Source organism: Vibrio sp. HDW18 (assembly GCF_011306175.1).
Classification (GTDB): domain Bacteria; phylum Pseudomonadota; class Gammaproteobacteria; order Enterobacterales; family Vibrionaceae; genus Vibrio; species Vibrio chanodichtyis.
This window is the reverse complement of record NZ_CP049913.1, coordinates 2,197,428-2,219,478: the sequence shown is the minus strand read 5'-3', so window position 1 is coordinate 2,219,478 and position 22,051 is coordinate 2,197,428. Positions and strand designations below refer to the sequence as shown.

The window sequence follows — 22,051 nt, the reverse complement described above, 5'->3', positions numbered from 1 at the left end:
CAGATCGGCAATTGGCAACCACCAGATCGGCTCAATCTCTATATTGAGCAGCGGTGATTAGGGAGCAGTGCATGGCGCAATTTATCGACAGAAGGCTAAACGGCAAGCACAAAAGTACCGTCAATCGGCAACGCTTTTTACGTCGCTATAAGCAGCAGATCAAAGAGTCAGTCGCTGATGCGGTTAACCGCCGCTCAATCACCAATACCGAAAGCGGTGAAGGCGTAGCCATCCCAACTCGCGACATTAAAGAGCCGATGTTTCAGCAAGGCAAAGGTGGTGTGCGTGAGCAGGTGCATCCGGGTAATGATCAATTTATCCGCGGTGATAAAATCGAGCGCCCCAAAACTGGTCAAGGTAATAACGGTGCAGCAGAAGGTGATGCCAGTGCTGATGGCCAAGGCAGTGATGATTTCATTTTCCAGCTCTCCAGAGATGAATATCTTGATATTTTGTTTGAAGATTTAGCACTACCCAACCTCAAAAAAAATCACGCTAATAAAATCGCCGAGTGGAAAACCCATCGCGCAGGTTTCAAAACCGCCGGTGTACCGTCTAACATTGCAGTGGTTCGTTCACTGCAACAATCATTAGCCCGTCGCACAGCGATGACTGCCAGTAAACGCCGTTTGCTTGATGAGTTACAACAACAATTAACCGAAATCCAGCGCCTTGAACCACCACAGATCATCGAACAGAGGCACATCAAACAACAGATTGAAGATCTGCGGAAAAAAATCGGTAGCGTACCTTTTATCGATACCTTTGATTTACGTTTTAAAAACTATGAGAAGCGTCCTATCCCATCCAGTCAAGCGGTCATGTTCTCGCTGATGGATGTCTCAGGATCAATGGATCAAGCGACTAAAGAGATTGCGAAACGCTTCTATGTGCTGCTCTACTTATTTCTGACTCGCACTTATGACAATGTCGAGGTGGTGTTTATTCGTCACCATACCCAAGCTAAAGAGGTCAATGAACACGATTTTTTCTACTCACAAGAAACCGGCGGAACCATTGTTTCCAGTGCCTTGAAATTAATGAATGAGATCATTAAAGCGCGCTACCCACTTAACCAATGGAATATTTATGGGGCACAAGCTTCGGATGGCGATAACTGGGCGGATGATTCGCCGCGCTGTAAAGAGCTACTGGCCAACCAATTGCTGCCTGATTGCCAATATTATGCCTATATCGAAATCACGCGCCGTTCACACCAAACGCTGTGGCACGAATATGAAAAATTGCAGCCCTCTTTCAGTCACTTTGCGATGAAACACATTCGTAGTGTCGATGATATTTTTCCGGTGTTTAGGGAGCTGTTTCAAAAGGAACACGAGTAGGGAGAGCGCAACATGACCATCCAAGCGACACTGCACCACCAACCACTGCCAGATGGCCCTGATTGGACATTTGAACTGCTGGAGCGCTATCACCAACAGATCCGCCGTGTAGCAGAGCTTTACCGTTTAGAAACTTACCCAAACCAGATAGAAATCATCACCTCAGAGCAGATGATGGATGCTTACTCCAGCATCGGTATGCCGATTAATTATCATCACTGGTCGTTTGGTAAAAAATTCATCCAAACCGAGCAAAATTACCAACACGGTCAAATGGGCTTAGCCTACGAAATCGTGATCAACTCTGATCCGTGTATCGCCTATCTGATGGAAGAGAACACCATCACCATGCAAGCCTTGGTCATGGCACATGCCTGCTACGGCCATAACTCTTTTTTCAAAGGTAACTACCTGTTCCAAACTTGGACGGATGCCAGTTCGATTATCGATTATCTGCTGTTTGCCAAACATTACCTCGCCGAATGCGAACAAAAGTTCGGGGTGGAGGAAGTTGAAACTCTACTCGATTCTTGTCATGCATTAATGAACTATGGGGTTGATCGCTATAAGCGACCAGAAAAAATTTCCATTGCCGAAGAAAAAATACGCCAAGAAGAGCGCGAAAACTATCTGCAATCACAGGTCAATACACTGTGGCGTACCGTACCGAAAAAAAACGTGACCGCAGAACAACAGCACCGCTTCCCGGCTGAACCACAAGAAAACATTCTGTACTTTATTGAGAAACACGCCCCATTACTCGAACCTTGGCAGCGTGAAATTGTGCGTATCGTGCGTAAAATTAGCCAGTATTTCTATCCGCAAAAACAGACTCAAGTCATGAATGAAGGTTGGGCGACCTTTTGGCACTATACCCTGCTCAATCATCTGTATGATGAAGGCTTACTCAGCGACCGCTTCATGCTCGAGTTTCTACATAGCCATACCAGTGTTGTCGCACAGCCGCCTTATAACAGCCTTTATTTCAATGGGATTAACCCTTATGCACTTGGCTTTGCGATGTTTCGTGACATTAAACGCATCTGTGAAGATCCAACCGAGGAAGATCAACGCTGGTTTCCCAAATTAGCTGGCAGCGATTGGTTACAAGCAGTGCATTTTGCGATGCGTAACTTTAAAGATGAGAGCTTTATCAGCCAATACTTATCACCCAAACTGATCCGCGATTTTAAGCTGTTCGCGGTTTGTGATGACGATAGAAAGAATCAAATTGAAATCAGTGCCATTCATGATGAACTCGGCTATCAAGCGATCCGTGAAAAGCTCGCGGCACAATACAACCTGAGTAACTTAGAGCCTAATATTCAAGTGTATAGCGTCGATATTCGCGGTGATCGCTCCTTAACCTTACAATATGTGCCTCATAATCGGATCCCGTTAGAAGCCAACTATGAAGAGGTGCTAAAACACTTGCACCGGCTGTGGGGCTTTGAGGTTAAACTCGAAGAAGTCAAAGAGAGCGGGCGTCGAGATCTGCTGGCAACATGCCCGAAAAAAAGCCATTTTGAGTGCCCGATTTAACCGCTTGGTGATTTGATGACCTGATGATTTTGTCGTCGATTATTTTGTAGTCGATAGTTTTATAGTTAATAGTTTGGTGGTCGATAATTTGGTGATAATCAGTCAATCATTACTGACTATCACCAACGTATTATCGCGGATCAGGCCGCTCAGTGAGCTTGCTGAGCGACAATCTGCCGAACTAAAGCCAAATCTTCTGGGGTATCAACGCCAGCCGGAGGCGCTTGTAAGGCCACTGCAACATGAATTTTCTCACCATGCCAAAGCACTCGCAGCTGCTCTAAGCTCTCAATTTTTTCCAATTGGCTAGGTTGCCACTGAAGGTAGGTGTGGATGAAGCCCGCACGATAAGCATAAATGCCAATGTGGCGCAGCACTGGCTGTGCAATCGTTGGCTCTGGCGTGGCAAAATGATCGCGATCCCAAGGAATGGTCGCGCGACTAAAATACAGTGCATAACCGTGTTTATCAGTCACCACCTTAACCGCATTGGGATTAAACATTTCCGCTTGCTGATCAATTTGCACTGCTAGAGTCGCCATGGGCGCATGGCAAGCGGCTAGATTGTCCGCGACTTGACGGATAATCACTGGCGGGATCAAAGGCTCATCACCTTGCACATTAACCACAATGTGCTCAGCAGGGATCGCCATTTTTTCAACCACTTCCGCCAACCGCTCGGTACCTGATTGATGATCAGGCGAGGTCATACACACAACACCACCAAACGCTTGCACGACATCAGCCACTCGCTGATCGTCAGTGGCAATAATCACTCGCTCAGCTCCCGCTTGCATCGCTTGCTGGTACACCCATTGAACCATTGGCTTACCACCAATATCGGCCATCGGCTTACCCGGCAAACGGGTTGATTGATAGCGGGCTGGGATCACAACCGTAAATGACATTAGTGTCCCTCATCCATACTCATGCTACGAGCTTCTGACTCTAACAGCACCGGAATACCTTGTTTGATTTGATAAGCCAGACGATCCAGTTTACAAATCAATTCTTGGCGAGTTTTATCGTAACTCAGCTTACCCTTACACACTGGGCAAGCGACGATTTCAAGCAGACGGTGATCCATATGACTCCATTACCTCTTTAATTTTGTCGACAATACGCAGCTCCATGTCTGGAGCAAATTGAGCCGAAACAGGCAAATACCACCAATTGGCTTGTGCAAATCCAGCACATTTAACTGCATCTTTTTCCGTCATGATCAGATGGTCACCCTGCTGTACCAGTTGCTTTAACTGCGTGGCATCAAACGCGTGGTGATCCGCAAACCCTTGGCAAACCAACAAATCCGCATTCAGTGCCCGTAAAGTATTAAAAAATCGCGTCGGGTGACCAATTCCAGCCATAGCGCACACACGAGTCAATTGATTGACTGGGCAACGCTCACCGGTGCGCAGGTTAACCGCCAAATCCGGCTGCAGGTGCATAGCGATTTCATTGGGCTGCGCGCGACCGCCATTGGTAATAATAAAATCCACTTGCTGTAACCGGCTAATCGGTTCACGCAGTGGTCCGAGCGGGATCAACTGCTGATTACCAAAACGGCGCACGCCATCAACCACGGCAATTTCAATATCGCGCTGCAAAGCATAATGCTGTAAACCATCATCACTGATGATGATATTCACTCCGCATGCCACGAGTGCTTGTACCGCTTGGCTACGTACCGGATCCACCGCCACCGGCGCGCCGCTGCGTTGAAAGATCAGCTTCGGCTCATCACCACAATGCTCTGGCGGTGTGTGCTGATTAACCAGCAGCGGGTAACTCGGCGCTTTCGCCCCATAACCACGCGATACGACGCCCGGCCGATAGCCCAGTTTTTGCAGCGTTTCCACTAACCAAATCACCACCGGCGTTTTGCCATTGCCGCCAGCGGTAATATTGCCCACCACTACCACAGGGATCGGAGCTCGGAAAGTGGCTTTACGGCCAGTTTGATAAGCATTACGCCGTGAGCGGCTGATCGCAGCGAATATTAAGCTTAACGGCGACAACAGTGGCCATAATAAGTAACTCAGCAGATGGCGTTGAAACCAAATTTTTTCAATCACCGTCATTCACCAAACTGAATGCGATGAAGCTGAGTATAGGCGCCGTCTTGGGCTAGCAACTCAGCATGACGACCACGTTCAATAATTTGCCCTTCATCGACCACCAAGATTTCATCTGCTTGTTCGATGGTCGATAAACGGTGGGCAATCACTAGCACTGTTTTGTTTTTCTGTAGCTCATCGAGCGCCGCTTGAATGGCTCGCTCTGATTCCGTATCCAGCGCCGAAGTCGCTTCATCAAGGATCAGTACTGGTGCATCGCGCAACAACGCCCGAGCAATCGCCACTCGCTGCCGCTGACCACCAGACAAACTGGTGCCATTTTCACCGATCACGGTATCCAAGCCTTGCGGCAGATTTTCGATAAACTCCATCGCATGAGCTTGACGCGCCGCTTGCTCGATCTGCTCACGGGTATATTCGCCTTCCGCGGCATAGGCAATATTGTTGGCGATGCTGTCATTAAACAGATGTACGTTCTGTGATACCAATGCGAAATGGCGACGCAGATTAGTCAGTTTATAATCGCGTACATCGTGCTGATCTAAACGGATCGAACCACTATCCACATCATAAAAACGAGTAAAGAGGTTCGCGATGGTCGATTTGCCAGAGCCTGAGCGCCCCACTAGTGCGACGGTTTTACCTTGCTCAATAGTGAACGACACATTGGATAACGCCGGCTTGTCTTTGCCTTGGTAAGTGAAAGTAACATCTTGCACCACCACCTCACCTTTCACGCGATCCACCGCATATTTGCCATTATCGCGCTCGGTTTCCAGATCCATCAAACCAAATAGAGTTTGACATGCGGCCATCCCGCGTTGGAAATCCGAAGTGACATTGGTTAACGCTTTCAGCGGACGCATTAAGCCAAACATGGCTGAAAACACCACAGTAAAGGTACCTGGGGTCAATTCAGCCCGAATCGAATCAACACTCGCCAAAAACAGCACGGCAAACAGTGCTAGGGAAGCAATCATCTGGATCACGGGATCCGCCGTCGCCTGTGCCGACACCAATTTCATGGTTTGCTGACGCATTCGGTTACTGACTTGGTCAAAACGCTTACGCTCCACCGCTTGTCCACCGTAACTGAGCACCACTTTATGCCCTTTGAGCATCTGTTCCGCAGACGAAGTGACGTGTCCCATCGTCGTCTGCATATTGCGGGAAATCTTGCGAAAACGCTTAGAGACAAAGCTAATTGCAAACGCCACCACTGGTGCAACCACAATCAAGACTAAAGAGAGCTGCCAACTGTTCCAAAACATCAGCACCAGCAGGCCAACAATGCTGGCCCCTTCCCGCACAATGCTCACCAAGGCTCGGCTGGTGGCTCCAGCGACTTGCTCCGAATCATAAGTGATCCGCGACAAAAGCCCGCCCGTGGATTGTTGATCGAAAAAGCTCACTGGCATATGCATGAAATGGTTAAACAAACCACGGCGCATTTGCATCACCACGTTGCCAGAGACCCAGCTCAAGCAGTAGGCAGAAGCAAAACTACTTAGTCCACGCACAAACATCAGACCTAAAATCATGAAAGGTAGAATGCGCAAAAAAGTCGATTCAGCATCACCAAACCCTTCATCTAATAAGGGTTTAAGCAGTGAAATCATGTAGGTATCGGCAACCGCATTAATGATCAACGCGATGGTTGCCACCACCAGCCCCGCTTTATAGGTGCTGATATAAGTCCACAGACGTTTAAAGGTCTGCCAGTTAGATTCGTCAGAGTGAAGTGACATAGAAAGGCTTTTCTGATTACAAAATTGGCCTCATTCTACCCCTTTACGTAGCATCTGCCTATACCAAGGCTCCCAGTAGCGCTGCCGCTGAGCCAACCAATCAAGCTGATCCGGATAGAAAAATAGCGAAATCTGCCCCATTTGTCCGGTATCTAGCCACTGCACTTGTTGTTGCTGATAACGTGCAACCACCTGAGGATGAGGCAAGTTCCAGCGGTTATCTTTGGCCAGAGAAGCGATCGCCAACTGGGGTTGCACTTGGGCTATAAACTCGACGGTCGATGAGGTTTTACTGCCATGATGCGGCACTAACATCACATCACTTTGTAATACAACGCCATCTCGGGCGAGTAACCACTCACCCAACGCGGTGACATCACCGGATAACAACACCGAATGCTGGGATTGTGTATCGCTGACGCGGATCACGCAGGAGTGCGGGTTATAAGCTCGGCTCACCCGTTGCGGCGGCCATAACACATTAAATTCAAGTGACTGCCACTGCCAACTCACACCACGAACACAAGGTTCAAATTGCACGCCGTGTTGACTACTACGGATCCAACGCGGCTGCCAGCGGCTAGCCAATCCCTGCCAATCTCCCGCATGATCATTATCCAGATGACTTAAAATCAGCCCATCTAATTGCTGAATCCCACGCTGCTGTAACAGCGGCTCAATCACGCTGTGAGCGTAGCTTCCAGTCGGCCAACTGCTGCCAGTATCGTAGATAATCGCCCGTTGATTTTGCTCAATCATGATCGCTAAGCCATGCCCAACATCCAACACATCGATTCGCCAAAGCGGCTTGATGCAGGGAAACCACCACCATAGTCCAATCATGATCAATATGAACGCGCACGCTTGGCGACTGATGATTCGATACAACAAACTCACCGCCACAATTCCGATCACGATACCTTGTACGTGCTTGGGTACCACCAACCAACCGACTTCCGCAAATTGCAGCGCCCACTCCAGTGGCACAAAAGTCCAATCCACCCATGGCCAGTAGCCAGATGCCCAACTCGGAAGCGCCACCATCAGTAGCAGGCCCAAGAATAGCACCGGTACAATCACCAATGAAAACCACGGGATAAACAACAAATTGTACAACACAGCCGTGATGCTCAATCCACCAAAAAAATACGCCGTGACTGGTGCCATTAAACAAACCAAACAGATTTGCGCCCACAATAACGCCAGCCACTTGGCTTGACGTTGGTTTTGGCTGGCGAGCTGATAAAGCACCACTGCAACCGCGAGAAATGACATCCAAAAGCTATTGGAGAGCGAAGCGAACGGCGACCAAAACAGCACCACCGCAAGGGTGAGTAAAATACGCTGATACGCTGACAGTGGCAAAGCCAATACCACCAACGCCACGTTGAGCAGACACATGATCAGCGCACGCTGAGTGGGTAGCGTGAATCCGGCCAACCAAGCATACAGCAGTGCTAATAAGCCACCGAGGATAAAAGGCGACCAGATCAGCTTGACATGCCAACGCATTAAACCCACCCCCAGCACATAGCCTAAGCTGAATGCGATACCAATATGTAAACCAGAAATGGCCACTAAATGAATCAAACCGCTGTTGCGCAGTGCTTGCCACTCGGATTCCTCGATCGCTTTACGCTCGCCAAAGGTCAGCGCTAAGATCAAGCCCTGGAAGCGGCTAGTATCGGTCAACGCGGTCAATTGGGTTAGCCAAGCAGACCTGACATCTCCCCGCTGGATAATTTGGTAGCTGGTATTGGGTTTAACACTGGCGCGAGCTAAGACCAATTGCGCCATCGAATGCGCTTCTAAATCAAAACCGACTTGATTACGTCGTCCAATCACCGGTTTCAGGGTTACGGAAAATTCGAATTGGTCATTGGGCTGTAACGGTAACGGCGCGGTTAAACGCACGCGCGGCTGATGCCATCGGTGCAATCTTTGACCATTGACCTGCTGAATTAAGATCAACCCCTCATAGGCATAACGTGTTTGTGTAAAAAAGCTGTCAACTCGGCCTTTTATGCTAATATCCGGGCCTGCTTGATAGAGCAGGTTGGATTGATCTCGTATAAGATTGCCATGTAGCACTATGGTCAGGATGGCCAATCCTAAACCAAGCCATTGACGGCAAATTCGGTAATAGATGCACAGGCCACATATCATGAGGCAAAACCACGCCCAGCCCCACGTTGGCATCCATGGCCAATATGGTGCAGAGAGCATGGTGAGTGAAAATGCCATTAGCGACCAGTAATTCGACAAGAGAGTCATAATCCCGTATGCCAAAAAAATTTATTAAACGGTTTATGCCTGACCACGATGTGATCAAACGCCAAAAAGCCCTGCGCGTATTTGGAAATGTGCTATACAACCCAAACCTTTGGTGTCTTAATCGCCGCTCAGCGGCAGGGGCTTTTGCGGTTGGTCTATTTATGGCTTTTATCCCTCTGCCCAGTCAGATGATCATGGCCGCTGGTGCAGCAATTGCTCTGGGGGTTAACTTACCGCTATCCGTTGCGTTAGTGTGGATCACCAACCCCATCACCATGCCAGTGATCTTTTATTGCACTTATAAAGTGGGAGCTTGGCTCATGGGCATCCCTCCCCAATCATTCCACTTAGAGTTGAGTTGGGAATTTCTGCTCAATCAAATGAACACCATCGGCCTGCCGTTTTTACTAGGCTCGGTGGTTTGCGCTGTGATAGCAGCATTAATGGGCTATTTTAGTATTCATGCCTTATGGCGTTATTCGGTGGTGCGCAGTTGGCAAAAACGCCGTCTTAATAGTCGAATTAATAAAAGCCGCGTCAATAACATGCCGGAGAATCGACCGTAATGCACCGCTGCCTCCCCCTGCGCCAAGTAAATTGTGAGTGATAAGCGGACTACAGATGCAAAGCGTGTCAAATTAAGATGAAAAAAGGACCATACGGTCCTTTTTTTGTTGATGCTGCCTGCAGCGGCCTCAGTTATCCCACATGGAGATTATTTACTACTGAGCACTTGGGCTGGATTTAATCGACTGGCACGCCGTGCTGGATACCAGGTGGCCAGCAAACTCAACACGATCGCGGTACCGGACACCAATAGCACATCCGAAGCTTCAACTTGAGAAGGCAAAAAGTCGACAAAATAGATATCGCCAGATAAAAACTGATGGTCAATCAACTGCTCTAACCCGTTGACCAATCGGGTTAAGTTTAACGCAATTAATACTCCCGCGATGCTGCCAGCCACACTGCCTAGCACACCGGAAAAGACCCCTTGCCAGACAAAGATACGCTTAATCAGGCCATCACTGGCCCCCATGGTGCGCAAAATGGCAATTTCCGCCGCCCGATCTTTGACCGCCATCATCAAGGTAGAGACAATGTTAAAGCTCGCGACACCGATTACCAATACCATCACTAAATACATAATGGTGCGCACAAGCTGAATATCACGGTATAAAAAGCCATATTTTTGCTGCCAGCTATTGAGATAAACATATTCGCTAAGCTGGTTGCCCACGTCACGTACGATCTGGGTCGCTTGCAGGACCTGATCAACTTTAACCGCTACTCCGGTGACACCATCACCTAAATTGGCGTAACGCTGGGCATCCGCAAGCGGTATTAGCGCCAAGCTGTGATCAATTTGCCCATTGAGCGCCAGCAAACCACTCACGGTGACACGTACCCGTTTCGGGGCTTGTAATTTGTCACCACTGGCGGTACTGGGTAGCAGCAAAGTGATCATATCACCGACTTGCACACCCAGTTTTTCTGCCACCCCTTGGCCTAAAATCGCCTGCTGTTGATCGGGGACAAAATTTTGCCATGCCTGCGCACTGATAAATTGTGCCAGACGCGATACCGTTTGTTCACGCTGTGGATCGACACCGCGTACTTCAAGCGCTTTTAGCTGAGTGCCGTTTTCTGCCAACGCCGTCATTTTTACATAAGGCGCCGCCGCAACAATTTGCCGATGTTCGGTCGCTTGTGCGATCAACTCCGGCCAACGCTGCACCGGGCCACGCACACCTTCAAACTCACCATGAGGGATCACCGACAACACCCGCGATTGCAACTCACGCTCAAAACCATTCATCGCAGACAGACCAATAATGATCACCGCAACCCCAACGGCAATCCCCAGCGTTGATGAGAGTGAAATAAACGACACCATCTTATTGCGTTGTTTGGCACGACTAAAACGCCCACCAATAAACAGAGCGAGAGAAATCAAGCGTTACGCCCCCGTAATCTCGGTTAATAATCCATCTTTCATCTGCATCTGCCGATCCATTTTCGCCGCCAGTTCACTATCATGGGTCACCACTAAAAACGCGGTGCCCGATTCGCGATTCAACTCACGCATCAAATCGTAAATCGACAGCGCCGTTTGATGATCAAGATTACCCGTTGGCTCATCGGCCAGTACCAAATCCGGTTTATTGACTAAGGCACGTGCAATCGCGACTCGTTGACGCTCCCCGCCAGATAACTCAGCGGGACGATGAGTTAAGCGATGGGCTAAACCCACCCGCTCAAGCAAACGTTGTGCGGCTGCTTTGGCAGCCGCAACCGGATGACCGCCGATCAACAGCGGCATAGCCACATTTTCTAACGCCGAAAAATCAGCCAACAAATGATGAAACTGATAGATAAACCCCAGATGCTGGTTGCGGATCTTCGCCTGCTGATTAGAACTGAGTTGCGACAAGGGTTGATCAAGAAACGCCACTTGGCCAGAGCTCGCGTCATCCAATGCGCCAAGAATATGCAACAAGGTACTTTTGCCGGAGCCAGAGGAGCCAATAATCGACACCAACTCGCCACGTTTCAGTTCAAAACTTACCCCTTGCAGCACTTGGGTGTGTAGCTCGCCTTCTTGATAGGTTTTACACACCTGTGAACAACATAACAGCTTATTCATAACGTAATGCCTCAGTGGGTTGAACAGAAGATGCGCGATAGGCAGGAAACAGTGTCGCCAATAAACTTAAAACCACCGCAAGAGTAATCACCAGCCCAATTTGCCATGGATTAATCACCACCGGTAACCCGCCGCCCACCGAAAACAGAGCAACACCGAAGGTTTCCAACAAACGATTTAAATTCGCCGCCAACAGACCGCCAAGCAAACCACCACTAAGTGCGCCAAGCACGCCGCTGCTCGCGCCTTGCACCATGAAAATGGCCAGCACTTGCTGCGCTTGCATACCTTGGGTTTTGAGTATCGCCACTTCCGCTTGCTTTTCCATTACCACCATAATCAGTGCAGCAATAATATTAAACGCCGCCACGCCAACAATTAAACCCAGCATTAGGCCCATCATGTTCTTTTCCATACGTACCGCTTGAAACAGCTCGCCACGCTGCTCGCGCCAGTCGCTCCAACGCCAACCCTCCGGCAAAGAGCGTTGGGCATAATCACTCACCACAAAGGGATCATCAAAAAATAACCGCCAGCCTGAAATGGTCTGCGTATCGTAACGCAGTAAGCGAGCGGCATCTTGGCGATGGGTGACCATAAGTTGGCCATCAACATCCGATCCGGTGTTAAATATCCCAGCCACGGTAAAATTACGCTGACTGGGTAAGCGACCTAACGGGGTAAATTGGCTGGCTTCAGTGACCATAAGGCGCACCTTATCACCAAGCGTGACATTTAAATTGCGCGCCAGTAGATGACCAAGCAGCAATTGATATTCGCCCCCCTGTAAGGTCGAAACACTGCCAGCCATTAGATAGCCACTCAACGGATCGTTATGCTGCGGCTCAATGCCGATCAGCAGACCCGCCGCCAATTGCGCTGGGCTTTGTATTACCGCTTCACTGCGCACCAAAGGCTCAGCCGGGCGCGAAGGCGATAGCGCTGCGATAAAACTTGGCGGAGTGGCCATCAGAGCCGTTTTTCCCGTCGCCTCACTGACCACCGCTTGTGGCAGTACACCAAGAATGCGTGATTTAAGCTGGGCTTCAAAGCCATTCATCACCGATAACACGGTCACCAACGACATCACGCCAATCGTGATCCCTGCTGTCGACATATACGAGACAAAACGGCTAAAACGATCGCCAGAACGACCGCGCAAATAACGCCAACCAATAAAAGCCGATACCGGATGAAACATAAATCCAACCTTAGAAATACCATGGCGCTACTGTAACGAGAATCCCTGTTCGGTTGTAGTTTTTCTTTCGTAAATCAAAGCAACAAAGCATTTATTTCACACCGAGAACAAGGACATACCTTGATTAGTTACCGCTTATGACGATAATCAACATTGATGTGAGAAGGAACCCCCTATGACCGACCAAGAATTTTTTACTGTTCACCATGCACTGACTCTCAATGTACAGCCGCTGGCTAGCGATTTTACCCTGCCTTCTCACCCTGTTTTTGAAGCCGAGATCCCCGCTCCATTTGTAGTAGCGAGCGAGTTTAGCCAGTTAGAGCAGCTTAACGATAATGCGTGCAGCGAACTCAAAAACAGCGATTTTCCAAGTGTATTACAACTGCTCGAAGCGCAGAACGCCAAACTCAATCTGCTGCTGACCTTTATGCTCGCCCAGCAAGATGATCCCGACTTACGCACCTGCACCACTAGCTTTGGTGCCAGCCAACTCACCTATTTGGCGCCAACCCCGCTCCCTTTAGGCCAAAAAGTGCGGATCAAACTGTTTTTGGAATACCCCGCAGCGGCGATTTATGGCTACGCGAGCGTGACTGAATGCCTATTGCAAGCTGAACATTGCTTAATCACGCTCAAATATGAACTGCTGCGTGATATGGATCAGGATCTGTTGATCAAAGCCGCCTTATACCAGCAGCAGCGCCTGCTGCGTCAACGCTCACTAGATCGAGAAAAAACAGCGTGACTATGACTAGAAATCCCCTACTCTCTCTGTTTGCGGCGCAAGGTGCCGGAGACAAAAAAGCCATCGGTAACTTACCGGGCGCCAGCTTAGCGCTGGCGATTGCCGAACTGGCCAATGCCCACCACAGCCATACTTTACTGGCAGTACCGGATCCACAAACCGCACTTAAATTGCTGCAGGAAATCGAGCAATTTAGCCAGTATGAGGTTGCGCTATTCCCAGATTGGGAAACGCTACCCTATGATAATTTTTCACCACATCAAGACATTATTTCTGATCGGATTGCCCGGCTCTACCAGCTACCGAGCCAAACTCACGGCATCACGATTGTGCCGATCAGCACCTTGCTGCAGCGCCAATCCCCACGTGAGTTTTTGCTGCAACACACTTTAATCGTTAAACGTGGCGATCATTGCTCGCTCGATAAACTGCGTTTGCAACTGACCAACAACGGCTATCGCCATGTGGATCAAGTATTTGGTCCCGGTGAGTATGCCAGTCGCGGCTCAATTCTCGATCTGTTCCCAATGGGCAGCAGTGACCCATTCCGGATCGATTTTTTCGATGATGAAATCGATACCATCCGCACATTCGATCCCGACAACCAACGCTCAATCGCGGAAATGGATGAAATTCGCCTACTACCGGCCCATGAATTTCCCACCAGTGCCGCGGCGATTGAAGAGTTTCGTAACCGGTGGCGGCAGCGCTTTGAAGCGCGTCGTGAACCCGAATCTGTCTATAGCCAAGTCTCTAAAGGTACTTGGCCTGCGGGCATTGAATATTGGCAACCGCTATTTTTTGAACATTGCGAAACCTTATTTGATTACCTGCCCACCGACAGTCAACTGTTGGTGGTGGGTGAAATCGAACAATCCATCGACCATTTTTTAGCCGATGTGGCACATCGCTACGACCAACGTAATATTGATCCGCTGCGCCCACTGCTCGCACCCAATGAATTGTGGCTACGCAAAGATGAGCTATTCAGCCACTTTAAAACTCTGCCCCAGATCTTACTGTCAAGCGATCCGATTGAGCTGCGCGCCGGTCGCATCAATCCACCTTTGCAAGCGCTACCGCCATTAGCGGTTGAGCATCAAAATAAAGATCCACTGGCAGCACTGCGGCAATTCAGTGAACAGTTCACCGGCAAGATCATTTTCTCGGTCGAATCGGAAGGTCGCCGTGAAGCACTGCTGGAACTGCTGCAACGGATTAAGTTACGCCCAGTGAATCACCCTACGTTCAGCGCGGCGTGTCAGCAGCCCGAGAAATTTTCGCTGATATTAGGCGCGGCCGAACACGGATTTATCTTCACTGGTCATCATGATCCATCACCGATCGCACTAATTTGTGAGAGTGATTTACTTGGCGATCGAGTGCTGCAACGTCGTCGTAAAAAAGATCGCAAGACCACGACCAATAGCGATGCGGTGATCCGCAATCTGGCGGAGCTAAAACCAGGGCAACCGGTGGTGCATATCGATCACGGGATTGGTCGTTACTTAGGCTTACAAACGCTGAGTGCCGGCGGCATGGTCAACGAATACGTGATGCTTGAGTACCAAAATGAAGCCAAGCTGTATGTGCCCGTCTCTTCACTCAATTTGATCAGCCGTTATTCTGGCGGCGCAGAAGAGTCGGCTCAATTGCACAAGCTCGGTGGTGAAGCTTGGATTAAGGCCCGCCGCAAAGCGGCAGAGAAAGTGCGCGATGTGGCTGCTGAACTGCTCGATGTTTATGCCAAACGTGAAATCAAACCCGGCTTTAAATTCCAGCTCGATCGCGAACAATACGCAACCTTTAAAGCCACATTCCCGTTTGAAGAAACCGACGACCAAGCCATGGCGATCAACGCAGTACTGTCGGATATGTGCCAAGCCAAAGCGATGGATCGATTAGTGTGCGGCGATGTCGGTTTTGGTAAAACCGAGGTAGCGATGCGCGCTGCTTTCGTCGCCACCGATAACAATAAACAAGTCGCGGTATTAGTGCCAACCACTCTACTGGCTCAACAACATTTTGAGAATTTGCGCGACCGTTTTGCCAATTTGCCGATCCGCGTGGAAGTGTTATCGCGCTTTAAATCGGCCAACGAGCAAAAACAGATCTTACAAGAGGTCGCCGAGGGTAAGGTTGATATTCTGGTCGGCACCCATAAATTATTATCGAGCGAGCTGCAATTCGCCGATCTTGGTTTATTGATTGTCGATGAAGAACACCGCTTTGGGGTGCGGCAAAAAGAGAAAGTCAAAGCGATGCGGGCCGATGTGGATATTTTGACCCTAACCGCTACGCCAATCCCACGGACTCTGAATATGGCGATGAGTGGTATGCGCGATCTCTCGATCATCGCTACGCCGCCAGCGCGACGGCTCGCCATCAAAACCTTTGTACGCCAAACCGAAGAGAGCGTGATCCGCGAAGCGGTACTGCGTGAAATCATGCGCGGTGGCCAAGTTTATTTCTTGCACAATCAAGTCGAAAGTATCGATAAGGTCGCGGCAGATTTAGAAAAGCTGATCCCAGAAGCCCGTATCACCATTGCCCATGGCCAAATGCGTGAACGTGAGCTAGAAAAGGTGATGAACGATTTCTATCACCAGCGCTTTAACTTGCTGGTGTGTACCACGATTATTGAAACCGGGATCGACGTCCCAACCGCGAATACGATTATTATTAATCGCGCGGACAACTTAGGCTTAGCTCAATTACATCAACTGCGCGGGCGAGTCGGTCGTTCGCATCATCAAGCGTATGCGTATTTACTCACGCCCCCACCCAAAGCCATCACCAAAGATGCGGTGAAACGTTTAGAAGCGATCGCTTCTTTAGAAGATTTAGGGGCGGGTTTCACCCTCGCGACTCACGATTTAGAGATCCGCGGCGCTGGTGAACTGCTAGGCGAAGAGCAAAGTGGCCAGATCCAATCGGTCGGCTTTACTTTATATATGGAGATGCTCGAACAAGCCGTTGAAGCGCTTAAATCAGGTAAAGAGCCTGCGCTGGATGATCTGCTGCGCGAGCAAACCGAAGTCGAAATGCGCCTGCCGGCCTTACTGCCTGAGGAATATATCCCAGATATCAATACTCGCTTATCGATGTACAAACAGATCGCCAGCGTAGCAAGTGAAGATGAGTTAGCCGAGCTTAAAGTCGAGTTGATTGATCGCTTTGGTAAATTGCCAGATGCCGCGTTAAACTTGCTGACCATTGCTGAGCTAAAACTGAATGCGATGCGGCTGAAGGTACGCAAAATTGAAGCCCATGAGCGGGGTGGCTATATTGAGTTCTATCCCAATGCTGACATTAATCCACTGTTTTTGGTTAAACTGCTGCAATCGCAGCCTAAGCAGTTTGCCATGGATGGACCTACTAAGTTCAAATTTACCTTACCTTTGCTTGAACGCAGTGCGCGGATCCAATTTGTCGCTGACATGTTGCATAATTTCCAGCAAAATGTGCTGCCTGCGCGTTAAGTTATCGGCAAGTGAGTGAGTCCCCATGAGCATAGGCAAACTGAGTGATTGGGGTGAACGAACCTAGCCAACACCGCTGTAGCTTCAAGTAGGAAGGCTATAGCAACGTCGGTGATTAACCAGCAATAATTGAACGCCAATAGGTAATGCCTTGAGGTAATAACCCAGTGTTGAGCACTGAACGATGGAGTGACAATGAACCGATTGATCCCACTGCTGCTATTGCTGTTGGCCATGCCTAGCATGGCGGCTCGCCAGTTTGATATTGAAGTGATCATGTTTAAACGAGCGGTCGATGCAGAAAAAGTGAGTGAATCTTGGCCCAATAGCCTACCACCACTGAATTTTGCCCGTTCAGGCAGTTTTGCCGATGTCAGCTTTCGCCAAAGCAAAGGTGTCATTTTACTGCCCTCATCGGCCTATCAACTCAATGAGCAAGCTCAGAAATTAAGTAACCATGCCGGTTTCACGGTACTACTGCATACGGCTTGGCGACAAAATGATCAGGGACGCCAAGCTGCACCGGTATTTCATATCCAAGCTGGACGGGATTTCTCAGATCAATTTCAGGCGGACGGCAACCCAATCGTCAGCCGTACTAGCGATGCTCCGATTGATGGTGTCACCGAAATGAGCATTGCTAAACCACTTTATGAGCTAGATGGCACTTTGCAAATCTATGTACAACATTTTTTATTTGCCGAAGCACTATTGGATTTGAAAAAACCAGCCGTGCGTGAAGTGACACTGCAAGATGCGCCATTGCAACTGAGTCTAATGCCAGAGGAGCAAGATGCGACTGTACAAGCTGGGTTGCTTGAAGCGGTATCACCACAAGTTCAAGAGCAACGCTTCCTCAAAAGCTATCGGCTTGATCAAAAGCGTCGGATGCGCAGTGGTGAAACCCACTATCTGGATCACCCATTGATGGGTGTGATCATTCAAGTCCGTCGAGTCGCCGAATAATCTCACTTAGGGGTTTGAGCCGAGTTAGCCATTGGCAACAAACCCCTTTGCCAACCCTGCTCCTGTCTACAGCCGCTGGCCAATTATAGTTAGCCTCACGACCATGCCCCCGAGGTATTTGTCTCATAAACCTTACGCTATCTCATTTGCAACAATGAGATCTGTCTGTAACACAAGAACTCTCCTAAGTTGCAGTGTTGTTGGGTTGAATCATCCATGATCCAACACCGATAATCCTGTCACTATCAGTATTTTTCTTCATGTTTGCTTATTAGTCGTCAGCTTCCGTCCCTAATAAATACTATTTAATGCAGTTGATAACACGAAGATACGATCTGGATATAAACGATAAGGACAGCCCATGAAACTTAACCTCCCCCTATGCACCCTTGGGGCCGTAGTACTCTGTAGCTGGGGGATTCAAGATCCTGCCCATGCCGCAGATGAGATCCTAACCCAACTGAAATGGTCTTGGTCAACCAGTGCTTTTCATCCTGAGTCTAACCAAGTGATGACGACCCCCATTGTGGTACAGCTCAATGACGATAATGGTGATGGAAAAATTGATCAGCATGATGTAGCTGACATTGTGATTGTGACTTTTGCCGGTAATCAATATTCCCAAGGTGGCTACCTTCGAGCTCTGAGTGGCATTGATGGTTCAGAGCTTTGGGACTACAGCAATGGTGGAGTGATTGCCGATGCACGCTATGCTCCCGCGGCCGCAGATCTTGATGGCGATGGAATCGTCGAAATTGTCTCCACCAGCGGGCTAAGTGCTTATATCAATATTGTCGATCACCAAGGCAACCTCAAACAGCAGTTGTCGAAAGCAGCCTCTGTCTGGCGTTCTGTCGGCGATATTAGCCTTGCAGATATTGATAACGATGGCCAGATTGATATTCTGGCGGCTGATGGCGTGTACAACTACCATTCGGGTCTACTGTTTAGCCATGACTGGGCTCCCAGTTCGCTGGCCTTTGATAGCGATGACGATGGCCAACGTGAAGTGTTTGCCAATGGCACCTTGTACCAAAATAGTGGCGCGTGTCTATGGCAATATTCCGCCAACGATACTGTGTGGTTCTCTTCAGTCGCCAACCTCGATTTGGATGAACAACTTGAACTGATTGTTTCTGTTCCGGCGTCACTTAGCACCCCAGAAAATAGTACTATCGCCGTACTTGAGCACGATGGCAGTGTGAAATGGCAAATCAGCAATTCATCTAATCCTGGCGGTAGCGTACAAGCTGTTTCCAGTTTCTTGGCCAAACCGAGTCGGATCGCAACCACAGTCGATGCCGAATCTTTGGTGTACGGTTACTCCGAGTGGGGTGATCGACAAAAGATCGTAGTCGAACCAGACCAACCGCTACTGATTCGCTCTGGTGCGGTAGTTGATGCAATAGGTGTAAATAGCCAAACCATGTTTGGGGGTAACGGTGGCTCAGTAAGCAGCATCGATACCAGTAAAGTCCGCGCCATTGAAATGACTTATGGTAAGAATAAATATTGGTGGACTTACGGAATACTTGAAATGATCTTTACACTCGATAATGGCGAACAAGTCACTGTGGGGACTAAGGATTCAGCCTTTACTTATCCGAGTTTTGAATGGAAAACCAAAACCATCTCTTACTTAGACTTTGAGTGGCAAAGCAAAACGGTGTCTTATTGGTTATTTGGCTGGCACACCAAGCAAGTCTCCTACTTAGCACCGGTTTGGAAAGAAAAAACCATTTCTTACCCAGTTCCAGTAATGCTGTCAAAATCGACGACAGTTCGTTATGAGATCCCACAAGACTCACAACTGTTAGGGGTCAATGTGTGGAGTAAACCACCACATCAGATCAAGCAATTACAGCAAGTTAACGCGGTGCAATTTTTGACGGGTAAACTCAGTACCGACGCCTCACATATGGGCATCGTGTATGCCGGATATTATGCGGTTGATATGTATGATGCGACAGGTAACCAAGTCTGGTCTGTAGCAAATGATGATTTGAACAGCGGCAAGATTGGGGTGTCGGCCTACGATTTCACTGGTGATGGCATCGATGAAGTGCTCGTGCAAGATCGTTTGAGAATGCGCATTCTTGATGGTAAAACCGGTCAGGTATTAAGCACTATTGCTAACTCATCAGGCACACTGTGGGAATACCCTATCGTCGTCGATTTGGCGGGCGACAATAATGCTGCACTGATCATGGTGGCTAATGATTACGATCGCGACAGCAAAATCAACCATGGGGTATATGTATATGAATCGGCGGACCCAAGTAAACCTTGGCAAAATGCCACTCGGACATGGGAGCAATATGCTTTCCATTTCTCAGCGGTGAACAATGACGATCCCAATCCGCCACTGCCAAGTTGGTTAAGTCATAACAGCTTCCGCTCGGCGACCGTGCGGGTACCATTGCAGTAGCTTTAAGTTCCACACCAAACAAATCAAGCGGCCATTGGCCGCTTGATTTGTTTCGCTGGGAAGTCTTAGTGTAATTTAAGGTTGGGTCTAAGCACTCGGTTAATTCTACCGACTAACATCATCAGTCCGGTTTTAAACACACCATGCAAGGCCATTTGGTGCATACGATACAGCGAAATATAAACGACACGCGCAATACGCCCTTCAACCATCATCGAGCCACGAGTGAGGTTACCCATCAAACTACCGACGGTTGAGAAACGACTGAGTGATACCAATGAACCATGATCTTTATACACGTAGTGTTTCAATTCGCGGCCGTACATTTTAGCCACGATATTACGAAATGCCAATGAAGCCATTTGATGGGCGGCTTGAGCGCGTGGTGGGACAAATTTACCATCGGCTTGCGTGCATTGTGCCAAATCACCAATCACAAAAATGTCATCGTCACGGGTCGTTTGCAGGGTATTTTTCACCACCAGTTGATTGATGCGATTGGTTTCTAGACCTGCAATATCTTTGATAAAGTTAGGCGCTTTGATGCCAGCAGCCCATACCATAATCTGTGCCGCAATTTTTTCACCATCTTTGGTGGTTAAACCGTCTTGCTCCGCTTTCGTCACCATCGTCATGGTACGCACATTCACCCCAAGTTTGGTCAACTCTTGATGTGCAGCAGCAGAAATACGTGGGGGTAACGCAGGTAAAATACGCTCACCCGCTTCAATCAGATTAACGTTCAACTTACTTGAATCAAGATCGCCAAAGCCATAAGTGTGCAGTTCTTTGACGGCATTGTGCAATTCAGCAGACAGTTCAACCCCAGTCGCACCGGCACCCACAATCGCAATATCAACCGTACCCTGACCGTTTTTCGCGTGCAGCTTGAGGAACTCATTGTTCATCTCAGTACGGAAGCGATTAGCCTGCTCAGGACTATCTAGGAAAATACAGTGCTCTTTCACCCCTGGGGTATTGAAATCGTTCGAAGTTGAGCCAATCGCTAATACCAATATATCGTATGCTAAATCACGTTTAGGCATCAGCAGCTCACCGTGCTCATCTTTGAGCTCACTTAACGTGATGGTTTTATTGTCGCGGTCAATCGACTCCAAACTACCAAGCTGGAAATCAAAACGGTGATTCTTCGCATGTGCACGGTAACTGAGCGCATCCACCCCCTCATCCAATGAACCGGTTGCCACTTCATGCAGCAGTGGCTTCCATAAATGGCTTGAATTACGATCCACTAGCGTAATATTGGCTCGTCCCTTACGACCAAGAGTGCGACCCAGTTTGGTGACCAGCTCTAAACCGCCAGCGCCACCACCTACAACGATAATTCGTGTCACAGCAACAATCCTCAACTAAAGATTAATAATTATTATCCAGCTCGATCACTCGCGCTGAGAAAATGGGTTACCAGCAGCAACTTATTGGCTAACTGACAGATTTGGGTGCGGGTGGATTACTCTCAACAACACGTTATAAGGTAGCAAAAGCTTGCGCTAGCACAACTTATTGGCAAGTTTATCACTCGCTCTCAATTTTTCTTGATATTTATCAATAAATTTTAGTGTGAGCCATTATA

At 48.7% G+C, this 22,051-nt stretch carries 16 protein-coding genes; 7 read left to right on the top strand and 9 right to left on the bottom strand.

The window, feature by feature from the left end:
- Positions 1-71 precede the first annotated feature (71 nt).
- Both G7083_RS10615 and G7083_RS10610 read left to right on the top strand, forming a co-directional pair.
- On the top strand, positions 72-1,343 hold the full coding sequence (locus G7083_RS10615) for a YeaH/YhbH family protein (RefSeq protein ID WP_166014744.1): 1,272 nt from the start codon (positions 72-74) through the stop codon (positions 1,341-1,343).
- A 12-nt stretch (positions 1,344-1,355) separates the two neighbouring features.
- A complete protein-coding gene (locus G7083_RS10610; protein ID WP_166014743.1) occupies positions 1,356-2,885 on the top strand; it encodes a SpoVR family protein in 1,530 nt (509 codons plus the stop codon).
- A gap of 149 nt (positions 2,886-3,034) precedes the next feature.
- Here G7083_RS10610 and kdsB read toward each other — a convergent pair whose 3' ends face one another.
- From kdsB to G7083_RS10585, 5 genes are read right to left on the bottom strand one after another with little or no spacing between them, the layout of a single operon-like run.
- Positions 3,035-3,793, bottom strand: a complete 759-nt coding sequence (gene kdsB / locus G7083_RS10605) for a 3-deoxy-manno-octulosonate cytidylyltransferase (protein WP_166014742.1) — start codon at positions 3,791-3,793, stop codon at positions 3,035-3,037.
- Entirely contained in the window at positions 3,793-3,972 is a 180-nt protein-coding gene (locus G7083_RS10600) for a Trm112 family protein (protein ID WP_166014741.1), read from the bottom strand. The genes kdsB and G7083_RS10600 overlap by 1 nt, the downstream gene beginning before the upstream one ends.
- The gene (gene lpxK / locus G7083_RS10595) at positions 3,953-4,960 is read right to left on the bottom strand and encodes a tetraacyldisaccharide 4'-kinase (protein ID WP_166014740.1); all 1,008 of its coding nucleotides are present in this window, start codon (positions 4,958-4,960) and stop codon (positions 3,953-3,955) included. The genes G7083_RS10600 and lpxK overlap by 20 nt, the downstream gene beginning before the upstream one ends.
- A 2-nt stretch (positions 4,961-4,962) precedes the next feature.
- Complete coding sequence (gene msbA, locus G7083_RS10590; RefSeq protein ID WP_166014739.1) at positions 4,963-6,711, bottom strand: lipid A ABC transporter ATP-binding protein/permease MsbA; 1,749 nt, start codon at positions 6,709-6,711, stop codon at positions 4,963-4,965.
- A gap of 30 nt (positions 6,712-6,741) precedes the next feature.
- On the bottom strand, positions 6,742-8,937 hold the full coding sequence (locus tag G7083_RS10585) for a DNA internalization-related competence protein ComEC/Rec2 (protein ID WP_240911938.1): 2,196 nt from the start codon (positions 8,935-8,937) through the stop codon (positions 6,742-6,744).
- A gap of 56 nt (positions 8,938-8,993) precedes the next feature.
- Between G7083_RS10585 and G7083_RS10580 the strand changes: the two genes are divergently transcribed.
- Positions 8,994-9,551, top strand: coding sequence for a DUF2062 domain-containing protein (locus G7083_RS10580; RefSeq protein ID WP_166014737.1), 558 nt, complete (start codon positions 8,994-8,996; stop codon positions 9,549-9,551).
- Between the two features lie 149 nt (positions 9,552-9,700).
- Here G7083_RS10580 and lolE read toward each other — a convergent pair whose 3' ends face one another.
- The 3 genes from lolE to lolC are packed head-to-tail and all read right to left on the bottom strand — an operon-like array spanning position 9,701 to position 12,833.
- Entirely contained in the window at positions 9,701-10,942 is a 1,242-nt protein-coding gene (lolE, locus tag G7083_RS10575) for a lipoprotein-releasing ABC transporter permease subunit LolE (RefSeq protein ID WP_166014736.1), read from the bottom strand.
- Between the two features lie 3 nt (positions 10,943-10,945).
- Positions 10,946-11,632, bottom strand: a complete 687-nt coding sequence (gene lolD / locus G7083_RS10570; RefSeq protein ID WP_166014735.1) for a lipoprotein-releasing ABC transporter ATP-binding protein LolD — start codon at positions 11,630-11,632, stop codon at positions 10,946-10,948.
- The gene (lolC, locus tag G7083_RS10565) at positions 11,625-12,833 is read right to left on the bottom strand and encodes a lipoprotein-releasing ABC transporter permease subunit LolC (protein ID WP_166014734.1); all 1,209 of its coding nucleotides are present in this window, start codon (positions 12,831-12,833) and stop codon (positions 11,625-11,627) included. The genes lolD and lolC overlap by 8 nt, the downstream gene beginning before the upstream one ends.
- A gap of 175 nt (positions 12,834-13,008) precedes the next feature.
- Between lolC and G7083_RS10560 the strand changes: the two genes are divergently transcribed.
- The 4 genes from G7083_RS10560 to G7083_RS10545 all read left to right on the top strand — a co-directional run bounded on the left by G7083_RS10560 (position 13,009) and on the right by G7083_RS10545 (position 20,457).
- Positions 13,009-13,581, top strand: coding sequence for a PilZ domain-containing protein (locus G7083_RS10560; RefSeq protein ID WP_166014733.1), 573 nt, complete (start codon positions 13,009-13,011; stop codon positions 13,579-13,581).
- A 2-nt stretch (positions 13,582-13,583) separates the two neighbouring features.
- Entirely contained in the window at positions 13,584-17,063 is a 3,480-nt protein-coding gene (gene mfd / locus G7083_RS10555; RefSeq protein ID WP_166014732.1) for a transcription-repair coupling factor, read from the top strand.
- Between the two features lie 195 nt (positions 17,064-17,258).
- Entirely contained in the window at positions 17,259-18,029 is a 771-nt protein-coding gene (locus G7083_RS10550) for a peptidoglycan binding protein CsiV (RefSeq protein ID WP_166014731.1), read from the top strand.
- A gap of 361 nt (positions 18,030-18,390) precedes the next feature.
- On the top strand, positions 18,391-20,457 hold the full coding sequence (locus G7083_RS10545; RefSeq protein WP_166014730.1) for a beta-prism lectin domain-containing protein: 2,067 nt from the start codon (positions 18,391-18,393) through the stop codon (positions 20,455-20,457).
- A 65-nt stretch (positions 20,458-20,522) separates the two neighbouring features.
- On the opposite strand, the gene G7083_RS10540 is transcribed toward G7083_RS10545, so the two are convergent.
- Positions 20,523-21,812 carry an NAD(P)/FAD-dependent oxidoreductase gene (locus G7083_RS10540; protein ID WP_166014729.1) on the bottom strand — a complete coding sequence of 430 codons (1,290 nt, stop codon included), beginning with the start codon at positions 21,810-21,812 and terminating at the stop codon, positions 20,523-20,525.
- Between the last annotated feature and the right edge of the window lie 239 nt (positions 21,813-22,051).

Bases quoted from the DNA above. Each gene is read 5' to 3' on its own strand.
- G7083_RS10615 (WP_166014744.1), top strand. From the start codon at position 72: ATGGCGCAATTTATCGACAGAAGGCTAAACGGCAAGCACAAAAGTACC.
- G7083_RS10610 (WP_166014743.1), top strand. From the start codon at position 1,356: ATGACCATCCAAGCGACACTGCACCACCAACCACTGCCAGATGGCCCT.
- kdsB (WP_166014742.1), bottom strand. From the start codon at position 3,793: ATGTCATTTACGGTTGTGATCCCAGCCCGCTATCAATCAACCCGTTTG.
- G7083_RS10600 (WP_166014741.1), bottom strand. From the start codon at position 3,972: ATGGATCACCGTCTGCTTGAAATCGTCGCTTGCCCAGTGTGTAAGGGT.
- msbA (WP_166014739.1), bottom strand. From the start codon at position 6,711: ATGTCACTTCACTCTGACGAATCTAACTGGCAGACCTTTAAACGTCTG.
- G7083_RS10585 (WP_240911938.1), bottom strand. From the start codon at position 8,937: ATGCTCTCTGCACCATATTGGCCATGGATGCCAACGTGGGGCTGGGCG.
- G7083_RS10580 (WP_166014737.1), top strand. From the start codon at position 8,994: ATGCCAAAAAAATTTATTAAACGGTTTATGCCTGACCACGATGTGATC.
- lolD (WP_166014735.1), bottom strand. From the start codon at position 11,632: ATGAATAAGCTGTTATGTTGTTCACAGGTGTGTAAAACCTATCAAGAA.
- lolC (WP_166014734.1), bottom strand. From the start codon at position 12,833: ATGTTTCATCCGGTATCGGCTTTTATTGGTTGGCGTTATTTGCGCGGT.
- G7083_RS10560 (WP_166014733.1), top strand. From the start codon at position 13,009: ATGACCGACCAAGAATTTTTTACTGTTCACCATGCACTGACTCTCAAT.
- mfd (WP_166014732.1), top strand. From the start codon at position 13,584: ATGACTAGAAATCCCCTACTCTCTCTGTTTGCGGCGCAAGGTGCCGGA.
- G7083_RS10550 (WP_166014731.1), top strand. From the start codon at position 17,259: ATGAACCGATTGATCCCACTGCTGCTATTGCTGTTGGCCATGCCTAGC.
- G7083_RS10545 (WP_166014730.1), top strand. From the start codon at position 18,391: ATGAAACTTAACCTCCCCCTATGCACCCTTGGGGCCGTAGTACTCTGT.